Genomic DNA, 17,106 nt, shown 5'->3' on the forward strand with positions numbered 1-17,106 from the left:
TAAAGCCTAGGGTTGATTGGGTGGTAATACCGAGCTTGCAAACATTTGGGGCTCTTATTAAGCTTGTTGCAAGCTATTTACCGAGTATTAAGTGCCATAGTATCGCATATGAATTGGCATAATTCTCTAAGCCTACACTTAAACGATAGCGTAAGGTGTGAACCTTGTTTAACTATTCACCTCTGAGGGGGAATAGTGAGCAGTTAATTGGTTGCTGCAAATGTGATGTTAGCTGTGATTACACTATAATGTTTTACCTAGCGAATAAATTCAAAAGTATGAAGCAATGAACCGCACTAAAAAAATCACCAAAAAATTCATGGGCAAGGCTAAAAAAGCCAATGCCAAAATGAGCACAAGTAACAAGCCAAAGTACATATCTAAAGCCGAAAGAGAGCGCTTGGAGGCATTAGCTGCAAGCGATAACGTTGCTCAAGAACCAGAATAGTTTAAATATCGCTCAAATATGTTGTTTTATTACATCAATATTCATAATTCGGACATAGCTAATATTATTTACCCTAATGAATATGCCAGAATAGCCGGCTAATTTTTGCTTTAGCGGTGCTAACTGCAAAGCCGATGTAACGGATAGGAGTTTTATGGATACCGTATATTCAATCGGAGAGCTAGAATCATTCTTGGTTGCGATACTAGTGCTATTTATCGGCCATACAGTTAATCGCCATGTCGGTTTCTTCAAAAGATACAATATTCCCGAGCCCATTATTGGTGGCTTGGTGGTTGCTGCGATTACCACTTTTTTGCATTTTCAGCATATTACCCTTAAGTTTTCTTTGCCGATGCAGAACATCTTAATGCTAATGTTTTTTAGTACAGTGGGCTTGGCAGCAAGCTATAAGCTGCTAGTAAAAGGGGGCAAGAAAGTGTTTATCTTTCTTGGTATCGCCTCTGTCTATATTGTGATTCAGAATGCGGTGGGTGTGAGCTTAGCAACCGCATTAGGTTTAGAGCCGCTAATGGGCTTGGTTGCAGGCTCTATTACCTTGTCTGGCGGTCATGGTACCGGTGCTGCTTGGGCGCAGACTTTTTCCGAAAATTACGGCATGAGCACGCTCGAGTTTGCCATGGCAGCAGCCACATTTGGGCTCGTGATGGGCGGAATTATAGGCGGCCCAGTAGCGCAAAGATTGATTAATAAAAACAAGCTAGTGTCTTCCTATGGTATTGGGGGAAACCACCATAAAGATCACCCCGATCTGGTCACTTATGATCAGTTAGAAGAGGATAGGGTTACCGCTAAAAGCGTCATGGAAACGCTATTTATTTTGCTGCTTTGTGTTGCGGGTGCACGGTGGGTCGAGCACCTGGTATCGGTGTTTGAGATAAGCTGGTTAAAAATGCCTGATTTTGTCTATGCGTTGTTTCTTGGGGTTGTCATTACCAACCTTACTGAGCTGACGAGAGGCTATAAGACGAATAGTGAATGTGTGGATATATTGGGCACCGTCTCTTTGTCATTGTTCTTAGCGATGGCATTGATGAGTTTAAAGTTGTGGGAAATTTTCGACTTAGCGGTCCCACTGCTGGTTATCTTGCTTGTGCAGACGATAGTACTTGGCTTTTTCGCATATTTCGTGACATTTAGATTGATGGGGTCGAATTACGATGCTGCTGTTATTGCGGGAGGGCATTGCGGCTTTGGCATGGGAGCGACCCCAACAGCGGTGATGAATATGGGCGCGTTAGTCTCTCGAAATGGTCCCTCTCCACAAGCATTTATGGTGGTACCAATCGTAGGTGCATTCTTCATCGATATCGTAAATCTTATTGTGCTGCAAGGCTACATTAGCTTTATTCTTTAGCTGTCAACCTATGCTTGTTAACGGATCAACAAAATGGCGGCAAGAGTAATGAATACTCCGCCGCTAGTGCGATCAAACCAATGCAGTTTATTGCTGGATTTCAGTGTTGGTGCCAGTACATTTGCCATGCAAGCATAAAGCATAACGAAGCTAAAATCGACGACGGCCCAGCTTAGCGCTAAAATGGCTAACTGCGGACCTTGCGGCGCTGTGATATCAATAAATTGTGGGAATAAAGCGGCAAAAAACAGTAGATCTTTTGGATTGCTAATGCCGACTAAAAAGGCTTGTTTAAATAGCTGCAGTGGTTTACCACTTCCTTTTGCTTGCGCTAGCTCAAGGCCTCGGCCGTCTGCTTTGGTGAGCAGCAGTTTTATGCCTAAAAAGAGTAAGTAAGCCCCGCCACACCATTTCAATACCGTGAAACCATATTCCGTTGTATTTAATAGTGCCCCCAAACCAGCGGCTGATGCCATCATCAATATAAGTGCGGAAGTTACACTACCAAAAGCGGTCGCTAAGCTGCGGCTTTTACCATAATGGATACCGTGTCCCATAGATAAAACGGCCATCATGCCGGGGGAGATGGCAATAAGCACAATAGCGAACAGGTACAGCAGCCAAGTATCGAGACTCATAATATTTTATACAATGTCTAGGATCAGGCTGCACTATAGCGGGCTAACTATCTTTAGGCAATGGTGCTTAGCGCTCAAAATCAGGGATCACTTTTGGATGGCGGCCCTTAATAGAACGATAGAACGCAATGATGTTATCCATATCTTGTTGAATGTCATCGGTCGTGTCTTTGCCTATAGGTATGATGACGGTCTTACTGCCGAAATCTAACCCGACAGTGACTATTGGCACCTGAGCTTTACTGGCGATATGATAAAACCCTGTTTTCCACCGTGTTACTGAGCTACGCGTGCCTTCTGGAGCGAGTGCTAAGCTAAAGTTAGCATTAGTATTAAAGAGTTCAACGACGGCATCGACTAAGTTATTGTTCTTTCTTCTGTCCACTGGGGTGCCGCCCATAGCGCGGAAGAACCAACCCCAAGGCGGCATAAAAAGCTGATGCTTGCCAAGAAAGTTAACTTTGGCTCCCATAGCGCCACGTGCGAGGAGGCCAATGATAAAATCCCAGTTACTGGTGTGTGGACCAACGATAGCGATATATTGATGGGAAGTGGGTAGTTCGCCTGATATTTTCCAGCCGATGATTTTGAGAAATACTTTGCAAAATGATTGAAACATATAATGAAAACCGCCCTAGCCTTATTGTGGGTATTATTGCTCTCTGTGACTTATTACCAATGAACAGCCATAATGGGTAACGAGACGTCAGATGCGTATTTGGGTATAGTACACTTAATTATCTTAGGAGCTGTTGATCTTTCGAGCTTAGTTTTTTCAACTATTGATCATTGAAATGCAACTGAAGGGTCGCACTTCTTGGCTATGTTTACCGTGTGGAGAGAGTCATGTTTAAAAAAGGATTTAGCGTCTTACTACTATGTATGGCATTTAATGCTAATGCAGTACCGACGGATGACATTGCTATTGTTTTGGCTGGGCAACAAGCGGCTTGGAATCGCGGTGACTTAGATGAATACATGCAAGGCTATTGGCGTAACGATAACATGCGTTTCGTTTCTAATGGCAAGTTTCGCTATGGCTGGGAAGAAACTCTTGCTGCATATAAAAAGCATTACCCCGATAAGGCGACTTTGGGTAAGCTGACTTTCACTATCAAAGAAACCAAAATGCTGAGCAATTATGCGGCGGTTGTTGTTGGTCGTTGGGCGCTTGAACGGGCTAAGGATAACCCAAGTGGTGTATTTACACTGCTAGTGGAGAAGATAGATGATCGCTGGGTGATAACCCATGATCATACCTCCGATTAGCATCACCAAGGGAGCTACCATTAGTGGCAATCAATGCAAGCACCAAGGATGGTGTGAATGTCAGTTATGCAGGAGCAATAACTGACCTTGATTAAAGCCCATTGAATTCCCACTGAATCCTGCATCTTCAGGTGGGATGGGTATAGGTCATCACCTAAGCAGCTTTTTTCTAAAAGCTAAAATCATTCCGACCTAGATTTCTGCCTTTTCCATCATAACGTACTTCAGAAAACTGCACCTTGCCTCGCTTATCTTTCAAAATAATACTGGTCGAACGGGTACCGTATTCTTGGTGTTGGATATAGATCGATGAAAGGTGGCGCTCCCACTCTAAACTCACCCCCGTTTGCGGCAAATCAGCGTCTGGAGCCTGTGTCCCATCCTTCATAATTGCCAGTAATGAATCGATACAGGGATTGCTGTTATTGGTTATATGCGCCTGAATAGCTTGGGTGCCGCGTGACATTTTGGGCCAAATATCATCGAGTGCGCCGTTACTAATAGAGTGAAACCCAGCGGTTAGTTGGTTGAGCCGTTTAGCGCGACTGTCAAAACAATATAACGCCTTTTCATCGCCATATAGTAGATTGAATGGATTATAGAATGGGCTATAACGTGCTAACCATGACTCATCTATACCATCGTTAATGAGTGCTTTTAGGACTAACTCTCCGCGGCTTTTCATATCTGACTGAATTAACTCAGGATCGCGAATGTTGGTTAATCCAGCGATAAGTCCATTTTGATTAACACCTAGCCAAGTACCGCCAGCCTCTAGATCTTTGCCTGCAAGTAGTCGGTTTTGCTTAGGCCAAAAGTGAGCGGCTTCCGTTGGGCGATGGTGAAATTCATCTCGATTGGCGCAAATGATCAGCGGGTATTCTGGGTGTGCCTCGAGGGCGACAAATAGAATGCACATAAGCCAACATAAAATGGAGTGATGAGTACAGACTAATACTCATCTCCAAGAAAAGCCATAAAGCGGTTATCAACCTAGTGGTGATGATGACCCTTGTCATGAGAATGCTCATGAGAGTGGTTCTTAGCTTTATGCAACATCAGTCGGCTCATAAACTTACGTGGACCTAAACGCAGTAGGCTAGCAGCAAACAAGGCCGCCACTATCCAAAGGCTAATACTGTTGACAAGGGTGGGCAAATGTCCCAATGCCTGCCATTGCGGTTGGATCCATTCGATAACGACGAGCAACGTAAAGAGCATGGCAAACAATGCTAGCCTCTGCGGCCACCCCATCAGCTTAAGTTGCACGAAGTTAATGATCGGAGCGGCAATTAATGGCAACATCACCGCTGTTGTCGTCCAGCCACTATAAGCCAATGAAAGCGATAGCACTGCTGCGCCGAGGTTGCAAAAGCGCATTGGTAAAAACACCAGTAGTAATACCGCAACTTGCACCAATGGATTGGATAAAGGGACGGCTGGATGACCGATCAAGTTGGCTAAAATAAGGCTAAGTACAATCCATGGTGCACTGCGGTCAATTAAGTGAGCAAAGCCAAAACGCACAGCGGAAGTGGGTAGTGAATCGTGGGGGTCGGTTGGTTCAATCTTGTAATAAGTTAACAGAGTACCAATTATGAGTACGGCAACGGCCTGGATGAGGGCAAACATTGGTCCAAGTAAAAAGCCGGAAATGATGATCGCTTCAGGGCCCAGTAATCGTTGTAACCAACGTCGACCGAGCCCGGGGTTTTGTGGCGATAGGCCAAAGTGAAAACGAATACTGGCAACGGCATAACTAAGTAACAAGATCGGCGCGATGGTGAGCATCCAATCTAATAGATATTCAGTTGAATGGCTGTGACTATGCTGGTGGTCTTGGCCACCAGAGTCCATCATTAATAACAAGAAGAGTAGTCCTATACCAAACAAGCTGCCGATCCCTGCTTGATACTCAAACCGACCTTGCTTGTCTGTATTTGGCTGTCCGTGAGGTTGATGCAGCACCACATGCAATATTGAACCAGTGACAAACGCCTGTAAATAAACTGTATTTTCAAGACTTAGGTGCGACAACAGTTGTTCGCCAGCAAAGTAGCCAATGCCAGTTAATAGCATCATGCCAGCCAAAACTAACATAGCCCAACGGCTACCCACTTGGGGCTTTAACAGCCACCATATGGCGACACCGACAGGCAATCTGTGCAAGATGATTCCCAGAGCCAGCAGTGGAGAGTTCCCGTCTTGCTGGGCCAAAATCATCGCACCGCCATCGGTAATGGTATGCAGTAATAGCCCACCAATGCCTAAAATAAGAGTTAGATTATGGGTGACTTCAGAATACCGATGGAATAAGCGCTCGCTTAGGGTGGGGCCCCAAATGCCAATAATGACAAACACGATTGCTAGGAAGCCGCCGTGCTCTAACAGTTCGGGTAAGATGTGGATCAGCACCAAGCCGCCTAAAGAAACGAATATAAATCCGTCTAGGCCTTTTTGTAACCCTGTCCCCGATGAAAAAAATCGGTAAAACAAGGGCCCTAATAATAGTGCGATACAGCTAGATAAGAGATATAGCATGGGGATCCCATTTAAAACCGCGAGTGCGAAAAAACGCCATAGTATACCAGTGTTAAGGGTAATTAGCAGTGCGATAAACTGAATTTACATTGCACGATTACCACAACAGAATTCAAGTTAATTGTGAATGTATTAATACCGAGTGCAAATATTTTATAACTTTTTGTTAGCTTTACTGTAAAACATTATAGAATAATCATCTATTCAAGCAATTAGGCGTGAACAAGTAATGGATACAATGGATACCTTCTCTGCGGCAGTCATGCTTTTTTTAATCATGGATCCGTTAGGCAATTTACCCATATTTGCCTCTATATTGCGTCATATTGAGCCTAAAAAGCGTCGTCGTGTGTTGATCCGTGAGTTGTTATTCGCCTTAGCCATTATGCTGTTATTTCTATTTGCGGGCGAAGCGATCCTTAATTTCCTTAATCTACGTTCTGAATCAGTGAGTATTGCGGGCGGTATCATTCTGTTTTTGATTGCGATTAGAATGATCTTCCCACAGCCGGGCGGAGTCGTCGGACTTGCGGCAGGTGAAGAGCCCTTCATTGTGCCAATGGCGATCCCACTGATGGCGGGCCCTTCCGTGTTAGCGGCGCTTATTCTGCTCGCCCATACCGATGGCAGCAGAATGATGGACTGGACCGTCGCATTACTTGCCGCCTGGGGAGTCAGTGCCATCATTCTGTTATTTTATAAAGTCTTTACCAAAGTGCTTGGAGAGAAGGGCTTAACGGCGGTAGAGCGACTTATGGGAATGGTATTGGTGATGATCTCGGTGCAGATGTTTCTCGATGGTATTGCGAGCTACATGAAGTCCCTCTAGTCATAAAATATTGCCTTGATTGGTGTAACGGCTGGTTACGCCAACAAAATTTAAAGAGGTTAGGTTGTAACACAAGTGTTGCAGAACAAATACTAGCCTGTAATACTCTGAATACAATATTCAAAAACAATAATAATCATGATTACCTGTCTACTGCTCTGTGCTGTAAGTCTTACCTCAATAGATTCTGTCGATTATCAAAATTTGCTGCCTTATCAAGGTGTGCCAACGTCAATGGAGCAGCGAGATAGCAAACGGAATTTAACTATCGGCTCCGTCTATGTCGATCAAGGGGCGTGGCATGGTTTTCATCTGCCTAACTCTGCCGAGTACTATGGCAGCTTTACCGGCCCTCTATTTATTGCGCAAGAGTATAGCCTGCACCTTAGTGATAGTTTGCAGCGGTTACAGTTAATCAACGTCACCACCGACGAATTTTTATCTTTCGATAGTGCGGCGAAAATTGATATTCATAGTCAGCCTGATGGACTCGTGCAAACCTATACCTGGTCGGATATTAAAGTCAGTATGAAACTGAGTTATAGCGACAACCGCACAGCAACTGTGATGACTGAACTGACGAATCTTTCAAACCGTGAGCAGCAATGGCAATTGGTATGGCGCGGGCAACCCTTTGCCAGTCATCCAGAACAGCCGCAACACTCGCTAATTGCCGAGACCGAATCGAGCACAAAACACATTAGTTGGTACTTAAAGCCTGTAATGCAAACATGGCGCATGCAACTCGCTGATGCTCAATATCAGCTTTGGTTTGACCGTGACATGGCGATTAGAATTAATGCCCAATCAGGCTATTTGGCCATCGCTGAACCGGTCACCATTGCTGCCAAGCAATCGTACCTTTTTCAAAGTGCACAGCGTTACTTCCATACCCAAAAAGAGGCGCAAGCGCATGGTGATCCAGATTGGGAACTGATAGAGCAGCAGCTAGCAAGCAACCGAGTACGCTGGCAAAGTAGAATGGACCGGCTACTCGTCGGTGGTGATAAAACGGCGCGCCAGCTTGCCGTCAAGAGTATGCAAACCATCATACATAACTGGCGTAGTCCGGCAGGAGCACTGCTACATGACGGCATTACCCCCTCAATCACCTATAAGTGGTTTAATGGCGTGTGGGCTTGGGATACCTGGAAGCAAGCGGTAGCGGTTGCACGCTTTGAACCCGAGCTGGCTAAATCAAATGTACTGGCGATGTTTGACTATCAATACACGGAGCAAGACAAGGTACGCCCACAAGACGCGGGTAACTTACCCGATGCCATTTTCTATAACCAAGGCTCGGAGCGTGGTGGTGAGGGCGGCAACTGGAATGAACGCAATGGTAAACCGCCGCTAGCAGCATGGGCGGTATGGCAGATCTATCAGCAAGATGGTGACAGTGAGTTCGTGAAAACCATGTACCCCAAACTTGTGGCCTATCATCAATGGTGGTATCGCAACCGTGATAATAACGATAATGGTCTGGCGGAGTATGGTGCCAATCTTCACCCTGCGCATATTAATGATGATGGCGAGCTCAATGTTGAGGCCATTATTGAGGCTGCTGCATGGGAGTCCGGTATGGATAATGCCCCAAGATTTGATGCCGATGCGAGTTTGCAAGTATGGCAAAACAGTCAAGGTGGCGAAGTGGTGGGTTATTCCGTGGCGCAAGAGTCTGTCGATCTTAATGCCTATCTCTATGCTGAAAAGCGTTTCTTGCAAGAGATGGCGAAGATGCTTGAGATAGATGCAGATATTCAAAAGTGGGATGTTGAAGCAGAGCGATTAGCCAAACAGATCCAGATGCAGATGTATGATCCAGAGTCGGGGTTCTTCTACGATATTCGCTATACCGCCACTGGGAGCGAGTTGATGATAAATAAAGGTAAGGGAGTAGAAGGTTGGTTGCCATTATGGGCGGGTGCAGCATCGAATGCACAAGCAAAAATCATCGTCGAGCGTCACTTAAATAAAGAGCAGTTTGGTACCAAAATTCCATTTCCTACCGTTAGCGCAGACAGCCCTAACTTTGCTGCGGAGCAGTACTGGCGTGGTCCCGTTTGGCTCGATCAAGCTTTGTTCGGTTTACAAGGTATTGCTCGTTACGGCTATGATGATCAAGCACGATTACTTGCGCAGCAACTGGTGACTCAAGGCGAAGGTATTATTGGGCAAAGCCCTATTCGTGAGAACTACAACCCAATAACTGGAGAAGGTTTGCATTGCACCAATTTTAGTTGGTCTGCCTCGGTATTATTGCTTATCTATGATACTTGGTTAAGTAAATCAGAATTAAAACCTGTGCTCAGTCACTAGGATGGGTATACAGATCTGCCGTAGGTTATTTCAATTACGGCATGATCTCTGTTATAAAAAAGATATAAAATTGACAACTAATTGGCAACAACGCAGTCTGATTGTTAACAGAGTGAAAGAGTTCTAAGCGGGATAAGTAGCATCAAGATGCTAATAAAGGAGCGACTAACATGAAAGTTTTTTTCCGAAAGAGTGCCATTATTAGCTTTCTAATTAGTGTTTTTCTAACCATGAATGCCGCATTGGCGCTGCCTATTAATGGCACCACTTCAGATGCCAATATTGTCGATAAAGAGCGTGTGCTTTATTGGTTGATTAAGCGAGGTGAAGTCGCTAGTAGTGCATCTGATGCGGAAAAAAACCAGGCTGTGGAAGCGTTTATCGGCCATGCAAAAAGGCCGCAAAAAATATCCTTACGTGAAGCGCGCTATGAGGCAGCTCGACTGCAACAGAGTAAGCAAAAAGGTAACTTGGTCAGTTTTGCTGCGCCACAAGCACAAAGTATTACCAATAAAACCGTAAAGGTGTTGGCGATACTGATCGATTTCCCCGATCTTCCTCACGACAGTAATGGTCTAAGCAGCAGCGATACCGACATGTATTACAGCTCATACGCCGCTGAGCATTATAACAACTTACTGTTTTCGGCCAATGGCTATGCGGGTCCCAATGGGCAAACATTGATGACCGGCTATGAATACTATCAGGCCGAATCTGGTGGCAGTTTCTTTTTTACCGGAGACATTAAAGGTTGGTATCGGGCGCTAAACAGTGCAGCTATTTATGGTGCTAACGATAGTTCAGATAATGATATTGGTGCAATCGATCTGGTAAAAGAAGCTGTTAGTGCCGCCTTAGCGACAATGAGTAGTGCTGAATTAGCGAGCTATGATATCGAAGACCCGTTCGATATTAACCAAAATGGTAACTTAAATGAGCCCGATGGTGAGATAGATCATGTGATGATCTTTCATTCCAGCATAGGTGAAGAGACAGGGGGAGGGATGTTAGGGGCTGATGCAATTTGGTCGCATCGCTCATCAACTACTCCCTACACTATTCCTGGCACTAGCATGAAACTGGCGAGTTATACGGTTCAACCGATTGATGCAGCACTGGGCGTATGCGTACATGAGTTCGGCCATGATCTTGGTTTACCTGATGAATACGATATCAGCAATGAAGGCAAAGGTTCGCCTGTCGGTTTTTGGTCTGTGATGGCTTCAGGTAGTTGGGCTGGTGCAATTCGAGGTACAGAGCCGACTGGATTTAGCCCTTATGCCCGTTCGTATTTGCAAGATAAATACCAAGGGAATTGGCTTTCTGAGCAAAAATTACAACTAAGCAGCTTGGATTCATCTGGACTGGACGTCGCTATTGTCGCGGCGGTGAATCATGATCAAGTCAACCAGATTTCGCTGGCTATTCCGGCGGAAGATATCAGCTTTAAGACCCCATACACTGGTGAATATCAGTTTTATTCCGATCAAGGTGACATGATCAATCATGCCATGTCGTTTGATGTCGAACTGCCCATTGCGACACCGTTAACGCTATCGATGAAGGCGCATTGGAGTATTGAGGTCGATTATGACTATGCCCAAATTATGGTTGATGGTACGGCGTTGGAAGGTAATTACACTAAAGCCAGCAATAACATCAACTCAGCTCGCAATATTCTAACGGGAAAATCGACTGATTTGGCTGCTGCTGAAGGCACAAATGGCTGGGTCGAGCTTGAGTATGACTTAAGCCCCTATGCCGGGCGCAATGTGCGCTTATCTATCAATTACGCTACCGATCAGGCTGTTGGCGATTACGGTGTGGTGATTGATGATATCACCATTAAGCAAGCCGACATTCAGGTGTTGTTTAACGGTGCGGAAACTTCATCTGACATTGCTTACGCGGGCTTTTTACGACTAACAGACAAACGTCCAGGTAAGGATCGCCGCTACATTGTCCAACTGCGCAGCCAAGAGGGCGTTGACAAAGGCTTGCTAAGTCAGCGTTATGATCCTGGGATGGTACTTTGGTTTGAGAACAACGATTATAGCGCTAATGAAGTCAGCAAGCATGCTGGCTACAGCTTGATTGGTGTCGTCGATGCCGATCAAAATTTAATGGGTAGCTTAGATAGTGAGTTTCAGATCCGTGATGCAGCGTTTAGCTTATATAATCAGTCTTTTTTCAGTTATAACGGCGTGGATGATGAACATTTATCAGCGAATAAACTGTTTGATGACGCTAACGACTATGGGGCACCACTGCAGCCTGAATCGGGTATGGTGTTACCTGAGCTCGGTTTGTCGATTGAGGTGATGACACAAGCTGAGAATAGCAGTAGTGCTACCGTACAGTTTACCTATCGCGGAGCGGTAGAACCGTCGACAGAGTTGAGCGCCGTTATTTCCCACAGTCAGCAAGGTGGTCAAGTTACTTTTGTGGCCGACGTCAGTGGTGGTGATGGCAATTACCAGTATGCATGGGACTTTGGTGTTGATAATGCAACGAGTAATGAGGCTGCACCTAGCTATACCTATAACGATGCCGGCAGTTATTTAGTCACGCTGACTATTACTGATGGTAATGGCGTTGAGTTTACCAATAACACCACGGTCAATGTTAGCGCAGCACTTGATGTTGGATTTACATTGACCGTGAATGATTTAGTGGTGACATTTAATAATAAATCGGTAGGCGGTAGTGGTGAGCTGAGCTACGCATGGCAATTTGGTGATGGTGATACAAGTACCGAAACATCACCAACACATAGCTATGGGGCAGCTGGTAATTATACCGCGACTCTAACAGTCACTGATAGTGTCGGAAAAATGGGTGTTATGACAGGGGTTATCAACGTTGGTACACCCGTGACGACAACGCCTCAGAAGAGTAGTTCAGGCTCTAGCGGCGGTGGTTTAGGGATGTTATCAATAGGGCTATTGTGTTTGCTGGTGGGTTATCGACGCAAAAAGATGCTACTCAGTAGAATTTAAAACTGGGTAGTTTGGGCAATCCTATGATTGCCCTGAACAAAACGAATGCAAATAGTACTATTTAGGCAGTGCCGCAATGGCTTTTTGAGCGGCAGGCAGAAATATTTCGCTGACAATGAGCTGCTCCTGTTCATGTTGGAAATAACGGCGACGCCCCCATAGTGCGCTGCTGGTATCTTGGTTTAGCGATTCGGCCAGCATGGCTATTTTGCTGCAAGGTTCAAAGTGAGCGACTTCAATTTTTCCTGGCGTGAATTCATCTTTTGAATAGAGTAATTCACCGAGCGGTCTAACACCCAAACCAAGAAAGTCCTGCTGTTTTTTTTCGAGTAAACGTCCCGGAATTAATGTGCGAGCAAAAACCCAAGGCACACCATCGAGTACCAACAACACCTCTCTAATCCACACTTGTTGATAGTCTGGATACTCATTTGTCAGCGGCGACAGGGTATCTTCACCGAGCACTTTCACTTCAAAATGTTGGCATTGTGCTTTGAGCTTTTCAGTCAAACTGCTGGTGCTTAGCAGCCAATCTTTAAAAGGCGGCGGCGGAAAATTAGTTATTTTGTCTGGTGAAATCCACTTAATTGATTCACCATAGGGAAAGCTTAACCTAGTCACACTCATCTAATTCTCGGTACAATGTTAGCAACCGAAGCAGTCTAGCATGCCGGTGTCGTCCCAGATAGCCGTTGTCGGCTTTGAACGGCTAGGTTGGCGTGATATAAAATAGCATGAGATTTTGTCTCATCACATATCGACCAGGGGATCATTTTCACCATGAAAAAAATTATTGCGATATTACTCTTAGGCCTAAGTTGCAGTTTTAGTCTGTTGGCTGCGGATGAAAAACCGCTTGAGGAATACGCTTATTACGGTTTTGAGCCAGAGATCGTCACTAACTACATTTCGAATCGAAATAAGTTGGGTTATGTCAGACTCAGTGTTGAGTTGATGGTTAAAGATCCAGAAGATCTCGTTAGTTTAGAAAGGCACGATCCCTTGCTACGAGCCGCAATCGTTGAGATCTTGGGTAACCAAACAGAAGACAAGGTGAAGTCCTTAACGGGAAAAGAGGAAATTAGGCGTGAGTGTTATGAGGTGGTCAATCGCCTACTAGAGCAAGAAACAGGGAAGGATTTGGTGGTTAATCTACTCTTTACTAAATACCTGTACGATTAAAACCCATATTTAACTTTTACGCTGGCATAACCAACAGATGCTGCTGAGTGAACATGAATAAACCAAAGAATAATTCCACTACGCCAGCATCTGTGACGGCGAATAAATCTGCCCCAACGCTAGATAAAGGCATGCATCCGCGTAACCTTCACAATGGCGGCTATGACTTTCCAGCATTGATTAGCAGCTATGGCGAGCTTAAGCCGTTTGTGAGTACCAATGCATTTGGTAACTTATCGATAGACTTCGCTTTGCCCGAAGCGGTTAAGGCGCTCAATGCTGCTTTGCTTAAGCACCATTATGCTGTCAATGCCTGGGATATACCGTCAGGCTTTTTATGCCCTCCTATCCCTGGACGGGCTGATTATATCCATCATGTGGCCGATCTACTCGCGGTCAAAAAATCGAACAAGAAGCGTGTACCTAAAGGTCACAAAATTCGGGCGCTGGATATTGGCACCGGGGCGAATGTTATTTATCCGCTGCTTGGGATCCAATCTTATGGCTGGCAGTTTGTGGGTAGCGATGTTGATCCCATTTCAATCAGCAATGGCCAACAGATTTTTGCTAATAATCCTGACTTGAGTAACAAATTTTCTGCTCGTTTACAGCGCAATGCACAACAGGTGTTTCAGGGGATTATTGGCAAAGGTGACCGTTTTGATCTCACCCTGTGTAACCCCCCATTTCATGCATCTCTTGCCGAAGCTAACGCCGGTACAGCGCGCAAACTGACTAACCTTGCTGCTAACCGCGCGGCTAAATCTGGGCCGCAAAAGACTGCTGCAGTGGCAACAAATGATTCTGGGGTGCTTAATTTTGGTGGCCAGAAAGCGGAACTTTGGTGTGACGGTGGTGAGAAGCAGTTTTTGAATAACATGATTACCGAAAGCCAAATCTTTGCTGAACAATGTTTGTGGTTCACGACCTTGGTCTCTAAGAAAGAGAACCTGAAGCCTGCGCAAGCGTTACTGCAAAAGGTCAAAGCCCGCGATGTTAAAGTGATTGATATGCACCAGGGTAATAAAATCAGCCGTATTTTAGCTTGGACATTTTTAACGCCCGAACAGCAACAGCTATGGCAGCAATATCGTGATCAACTCTAGCTGAGTAAGCTGCCTTATAGTTAATCTGAAATTAAAGTCTTAAATAACTGGCTGAGCCATTTCAATTTCTTCACAACTTGGCCTAGACTCATAGCAATGTTATTGAGTTGATTGGACTTAGTTGTGAATTTTAAGTTAAAGCATCTGCTAGTAGGATGGGTATATTTCTGCAGAAACCTGAGGTAAGAGCATCTCGGGGGGAGCTCGAGCGCTTAATTAGTGATGACTTTATGGAGTTTGCCGCCACAGGTTGTTGTTTTGGAAAAGCTGAAGTGCTCGCTCGATTACCGGATGAACGTGCGCCGTACATTGAAACTAGTCATTTTGAGGTTCGCGAGTTAACTGATGGACTTTGCCAGGTCCTCTACCGTGCTAAATTTAAAAAAGCCAATGACAACATCATCAGCTTTTCTATCCGAAGTTCACTTTGGCGTGGCCATCAAGAAGTATGGCAAATGGTATTTCACCAAGGCACACCTTGTAAGCCATTTTAAGATTTAACTTACTGTCCATTCCAGAGTAATTTACCGCAATCGGTCAAGTCATAGCCACCTAAAGTTGCAGCCAATTGCTGTGTTTGTGGCTCGGCAAGTAGATTGAATAAACGTTGCAGCTGACGTCTGAAGTAAATTCCTTGGGGCATAACAAAATCAAAAGACTCTGTTACCAATGGCACAAAGCTTAAACCGCTTTCAAGTGCGACTGATTGACAGCCGAAACCTATGTCTGCATCACTTCGAGCAATATACCCCGCCAGCTCTCGCTCGCTTTGCGCCACTAAACTCGAGTTTAACTGCTCAAATGTAGCCCCCTGCTTCATTAGCCACTGCTCCAAGTGTTGTTGGCTGCCAGCACCGGCTTGACGTGCAACCCAGCGCCAAGACTGTTGCGGTATTTTGTCCAGTTCTTGACAGCGATGATGCATATCGGACCGCATCATTAATCCTTGCTTACGGGTATAGCCATGCACCATCACCCACTGCTGGTGATTGGCGTAGCCTTGCAGTAAAGCAGGGTGACGAACCGCACGCTCTTCAATACTGCCCCAATGTAGAGTACATACATCAGCATAACCACGTGACAGCAGATCCAGCCCCAAACGGGAGCCAGTCGAACTATAGCTGATGAGTTCACTTTTACCGACTTGCGACATCATGCGAGCGACCAACATCGACAGCAAAGGATCATCGCTGCCGGTGATATGCATACGATCAGATAGCATACCGCTGTGACAAGAGTCCATGACCCAGCGGTCGATTAAAATTTTTGGGAAGAGCCACTTGCCGGTAATTTTAGTCGCGGGGAGAATACGGTCATTCGCCATGGAATAGACTTTCTTCTCATTGAGATCAAGATACTCGGAGACCTGTCTAGCACTCATGTAGATCAGTTCTGTTGGCTCAGTCATTTTTTATCCTTGTGGCGCAAAATCGTTTGGTCATTATTTAACGGGTTAAATGGCATCAAATTCAATGTTTTCAGCACCGTTGTAAACTAAAAAATGGCGGCCTTTCGCGCGAGCGATCATAGTGATCCCCAGTTGTTGTGCTAACTCTAGCCCCATTTGAGTGGCGCCACTGCGAGAAAGCAAAACAGGGATCCCCATCTTGGCGACCTTAATTACCATCTCAGAGGTTAAACGCCCAGTGGTATAGAACAGTTTGTTGTGACCGACGTCTTGATTAAGCCACATCTCGCCTGCAAGTGTATCCACCGCGTTGTGGCGACCGACATCTTCTACAAAACCTTTAATCTGGTCGCCTTGGCATAAACCGCAACCGTGTACGGCGCCAGCATTCTTATAGGTTTCGTTATAGGCATTAATGTTCTTAAGTAAGCTATAAATGGTGCTCTGCTTAATTTTTGGTGCCTGAAGGTTAATTTCATCGAGGCCAGCCATAAAACCACCGTATACCGTCCCTTGGCCGCAACCTGAGGTGACTGTTTTTTCAGATAGTTTTTCATCTAAGTCTTCGGTTTTTTCACTGGTAATAATAGCGGCTGAGTTGACATCCCAATCGACAATGACAGACTCGAGCTTGCTCAGGTCAGAAATAAATCCCTGATTTTTAAGATAACCTAACGCAAGTGCTTCAGGTCTGGCGCCTAATGTCATTAAGGTCACAATAGGGCGCCAGTTTAAATAAACAGTGAGTGGGCGTTCGCAAGCAATAAACTTATCTACTTTCTCGCCCTTTTCATTTATTGCGGTTACGGCAATGGTAAGAGGAACTTCAGTGTTGGTTTTGATTAAAGTTGGGTTGCTCTTGTTTGCTGTCATAAGACCCGTCATCAGTTATGAAAATTAAATTGCAGTTATTACTAAGCAATATCTGTACCTAACTTCATAGGGATATAAAGTTAGTGGCAGATCACATTAATCGACAGTGAGTCGCC

At 45.1% G+C, this 17,106-nt stretch carries 16 protein-coding genes; 9 read left to right on the forward strand and 7 right to left on the reverse strand.

What is annotated here, in order from left to right; translation table 11 throughout:
- Positions 1 to 286: 286 nt before the first annotated feature.
- A complete protein-coding gene (locus tag L2755_RS09075) occupies positions 287 to 448 on the forward strand; it encodes a DUF2986 domain-containing protein (protein ID WP_248980369.1) in 162 nt (53 codons plus the stop codon).
- 154 nt (positions 449 to 602) lie between these two features.
- Positions 603 to 1,826: a sodium/glutamate symporter gene (gltS, locus tag L2755_RS09080; protein WP_248980370.1), complete on the forward strand. Its 1,224-nt coding sequence runs from the start codon at positions 603 to 605 to the stop codon at positions 1,824 to 1,826.
- 17 nt (positions 1,827 to 1,843) lie between these two features.
- Here the strand turns inward: gltS and L2755_RS09085 are convergent, their stop codons facing one another.
- Entirely contained in the window at positions 1,844 to 2,464 is a 621-nt protein-coding gene (locus L2755_RS09085; protein ID WP_248980371.1) for a LysE family translocator, read from the reverse strand.
- 67 nt (positions 2,465 to 2,531) lie between these two features.
- Positions 2,532 to 3,083: a lysophospholipid acyltransferase family protein gene (locus L2755_RS09090; protein ID WP_248980372.1), complete on the reverse strand. Its 552-nt coding sequence runs from the start codon at positions 3,081 to 3,083 to the stop codon at positions 2,532 to 2,534.
- Positions 3,084 to 3,310: 227 nt separating this feature from the next.
- On the opposite strand from L2755_RS09090, the gene L2755_RS09095 reads away from it, so the two are divergent.
- Positions 3,311 to 3,733, forward strand: a complete 423-nt coding sequence (locus L2755_RS09095) for a YybH family protein (protein ID WP_248980373.1) — start codon at positions 3,311 to 3,313, stop codon at positions 3,731 to 3,733.
- Positions 3,734 to 3,902: 169 nt separating this feature from the next.
- On the opposite strand, the gene L2755_RS09100 is transcribed toward L2755_RS09095, so the two are convergent.
- Both L2755_RS09100 and L2755_RS09105 read right to left on the reverse strand, forming a co-directional pair.
- Positions 3,903 to 4,652, reverse strand: a complete 750-nt coding sequence (locus L2755_RS09100; protein WP_248980374.1) for an NRDE family protein — start codon at positions 4,650 to 4,652, stop codon at positions 3,903 to 3,905.
- A 74-nt stretch (positions 4,653 to 4,726) separates the two neighbouring features.
- Positions 4,727 to 6,274, reverse strand: coding sequence for a metal transporter (locus L2755_RS09105; protein ID WP_248980375.1), 1,548 nt, complete (start codon positions 6,272 to 6,274; stop codon positions 4,727 to 4,729).
- A 238-nt stretch (positions 6,275 to 6,512) separates the two neighbouring features.
- Between L2755_RS09105 and L2755_RS09110 the strand changes: the two genes are divergently transcribed.
- The 3 genes from L2755_RS09110 to L2755_RS09120 all read left to right on the forward strand — a co-directional run bounded on the left by L2755_RS09110 (position 6,513) and on the right by L2755_RS09120 (position 12,421).
- Positions 6,513 to 7,103, forward strand: coding sequence for a YhgN family NAAT transporter (locus L2755_RS09110; protein WP_248980433.1), 591 nt, complete (start codon positions 6,513 to 6,515; stop codon positions 7,101 to 7,103).
- A 138-nt stretch (positions 7,104 to 7,241) separates the two neighbouring features.
- Positions 7,242 to 9,422 (forward strand): MGH1-like glycoside hydrolase domain-containing protein, encoded by a 2,181-nt coding sequence (locus tag L2755_RS09115; RefSeq protein ID WP_248980376.1) that lies wholly within the window; start codon positions 7,242 to 7,244, stop codon positions 9,420 to 9,422.
- 170 nt (positions 9,423 to 9,592) lie between these two features.
- On the forward strand, positions 9,593 to 12,421 hold the full coding sequence (locus L2755_RS09120; protein WP_248980377.1) for an immune inhibitor A domain-containing protein: 2,829 nt from the start codon (positions 9,593 to 9,595) through the stop codon (positions 12,419 to 12,421).
- A 57-nt stretch (positions 12,422 to 12,478) separates the two neighbouring features.
- Here L2755_RS09120 and L2755_RS09125 read toward each other — a convergent pair whose 3' ends face one another.
- Positions 12,479 to 13,048: a chorismate--pyruvate lyase family protein gene (locus tag L2755_RS09125; protein ID WP_248980378.1), complete on the reverse strand. Its 570-nt coding sequence runs from the start codon at positions 13,046 to 13,048 to the stop codon at positions 12,479 to 12,481.
- Positions 13,049 to 13,201: 153 nt separating this feature from the next.
- Here L2755_RS09125 and L2755_RS09130 point away from each other — a divergent pair, with 153 nt between their 5' ends.
- The 3 genes from L2755_RS09130 (at position 13,202) to L2755_RS09140 (ending at position 15,203) form a co-directional block, all read left to right on the forward strand.
- Entirely contained in the window at positions 13,202 to 13,603 is a 402-nt protein-coding gene (locus tag L2755_RS09130; protein WP_248980379.1) for a flagellar basal body-associated protein FliL, read from the forward strand.
- Between the two features lie 53 nt (positions 13,604 to 13,656).
- Complete coding sequence (rlmF, locus tag L2755_RS09135; RefSeq protein ID WP_248980380.1) at positions 13,657 to 14,709, forward strand: 23S rRNA (adenine(1618)-N(6))-methyltransferase RlmF; 1,053 nt, start codon at positions 13,657 to 13,659, stop codon at positions 14,707 to 14,709.
- Between the two features lie 155 nt (positions 14,710 to 14,864).
- Positions 14,865 to 15,203 (forward strand): nuclear transport factor 2 family protein, encoded by a 339-nt coding sequence (locus tag L2755_RS09140; RefSeq protein WP_248980381.1) that lies wholly within the window; start codon positions 14,865 to 14,867, stop codon positions 15,201 to 15,203.
- Positions 15,204 to 15,211: 8 nt separating this feature from the next.
- On the opposite strand, the gene L2755_RS09145 is transcribed toward L2755_RS09140, so the two are convergent.
- Both L2755_RS09145 and L2755_RS09150 read right to left on the reverse strand, forming a co-directional pair.
- On the reverse strand, positions 15,212 to 16,117 hold the full coding sequence (locus L2755_RS09145) for a substrate-binding domain-containing protein (protein WP_248980382.1): 906 nt from the start codon (positions 16,115 to 16,117) through the stop codon (positions 15,212 to 15,214).
- Positions 16,118 to 16,162: 45 nt separating this feature from the next.
- Complete coding sequence (locus L2755_RS09150; RefSeq protein ID WP_248980383.1) at positions 16,163 to 16,990, reverse strand: formate dehydrogenase accessory sulfurtransferase FdhD; 828 nt, start codon at positions 16,988 to 16,990, stop codon at positions 16,163 to 16,165.
- Between the last annotated feature and the right edge of the window lie 116 nt (positions 16,991 to 17,106).

The sequence above is a fragment of the Shewanella abyssi genome, assembly GCF_023284025.1.
GTDB classification, from domain to species: Bacteria; Pseudomonadota; Gammaproteobacteria; order Enterobacterales; family Shewanellaceae; genus Shewanella; species Shewanella abyssi.

Bases quoted from the DNA above. Each gene is read 5' to 3' on its own strand.
- L2755_RS09075 (WP_248980369.1), top strand. From the start codon at position 287: ATGAACCGCACTAAAAAAATCACCAAAAAATTCATGGGCAAGGCTAAA.
- gltS (WP_248980370.1), top strand. From the start codon at position 603: ATGGATACCGTATATTCAATCGGAGAGCTAGAATCATTCTTGGTTGCG.
- L2755_RS09085 (WP_248980371.1), bottom strand. From the start codon at position 2,464: ATGAGTCTCGATACTTGGCTGCTGTACCTGTTCGCTATTGTGCTTATT.
- L2755_RS09090 (WP_248980372.1), bottom strand. From the start codon at position 3,083: ATGTTTCAATCATTTTGCAAAGTATTTCTCAAAATCATCGGCTGGAAA.
- L2755_RS09095 (WP_248980373.1), top strand. From the start codon at position 3,311: ATGTTTAAAAAAGGATTTAGCGTCTTACTACTATGTATGGCATTTAAT.
- L2755_RS09100 (WP_248980374.1), bottom strand. From the start codon at position 4,652: ATGTGCATTCTATTTGTCGCCCTCGAGGCACACCCAGAATACCCGCTG.
- L2755_RS09105 (WP_248980375.1), bottom strand. From the start codon at position 6,274: ATGCTATATCTCTTATCTAGCTGTATCGCACTATTATTAGGGCCCTTG.
- L2755_RS09110 (WP_248980433.1), top strand. From the start codon at position 6,513: ATGGATACCTTCTCTGCGGCAGTCATGCTTTTTTTAATCATGGATCCG.
- L2755_RS09115 (WP_248980376.1), top strand. From the start codon at position 7,242: ATGATTACCTGTCTACTGCTCTGTGCTGTAAGTCTTACCTCAATAGAT.
- L2755_RS09120 (WP_248980377.1), top strand. From the start codon at position 9,593: ATGAAAGTTTTTTTCCGAAAGAGTGCCATTATTAGCTTTCTAATTAGT.
- L2755_RS09125 (WP_248980378.1), bottom strand. From the start codon at position 13,048: ATGAGTGTGACTAGGTTAAGCTTTCCCTATGGTGAATCAATTAAGTGG.
- L2755_RS09130 (WP_248980379.1), top strand. From the start codon at position 13,202: ATGAAAAAAATTATTGCGATATTACTCTTAGGCCTAAGTTGCAGTTTT.
- rlmF (WP_248980380.1), top strand. From the start codon at position 13,657: ATGAATAAACCAAAGAATAATTCCACTACGCCAGCATCTGTGACGGCG.
- L2755_RS09140 (WP_248980381.1), top strand. From the start codon at position 14,865: ATGGGTATATTTCTGCAGAAACCTGAGGTAAGAGCATCTCGGGGGGAG.
- L2755_RS09145 (WP_248980382.1), bottom strand. From the start codon at position 16,117: ATGACTGAGCCAACAGAACTGATCTACATGAGTGCTAGACAGGTCTCC.
- L2755_RS09150 (WP_248980383.1), bottom strand. From the start codon at position 16,990: ATGACAGCAAACAAGAGCAACCCAACTTTAATCAAAACCAACACTGAA.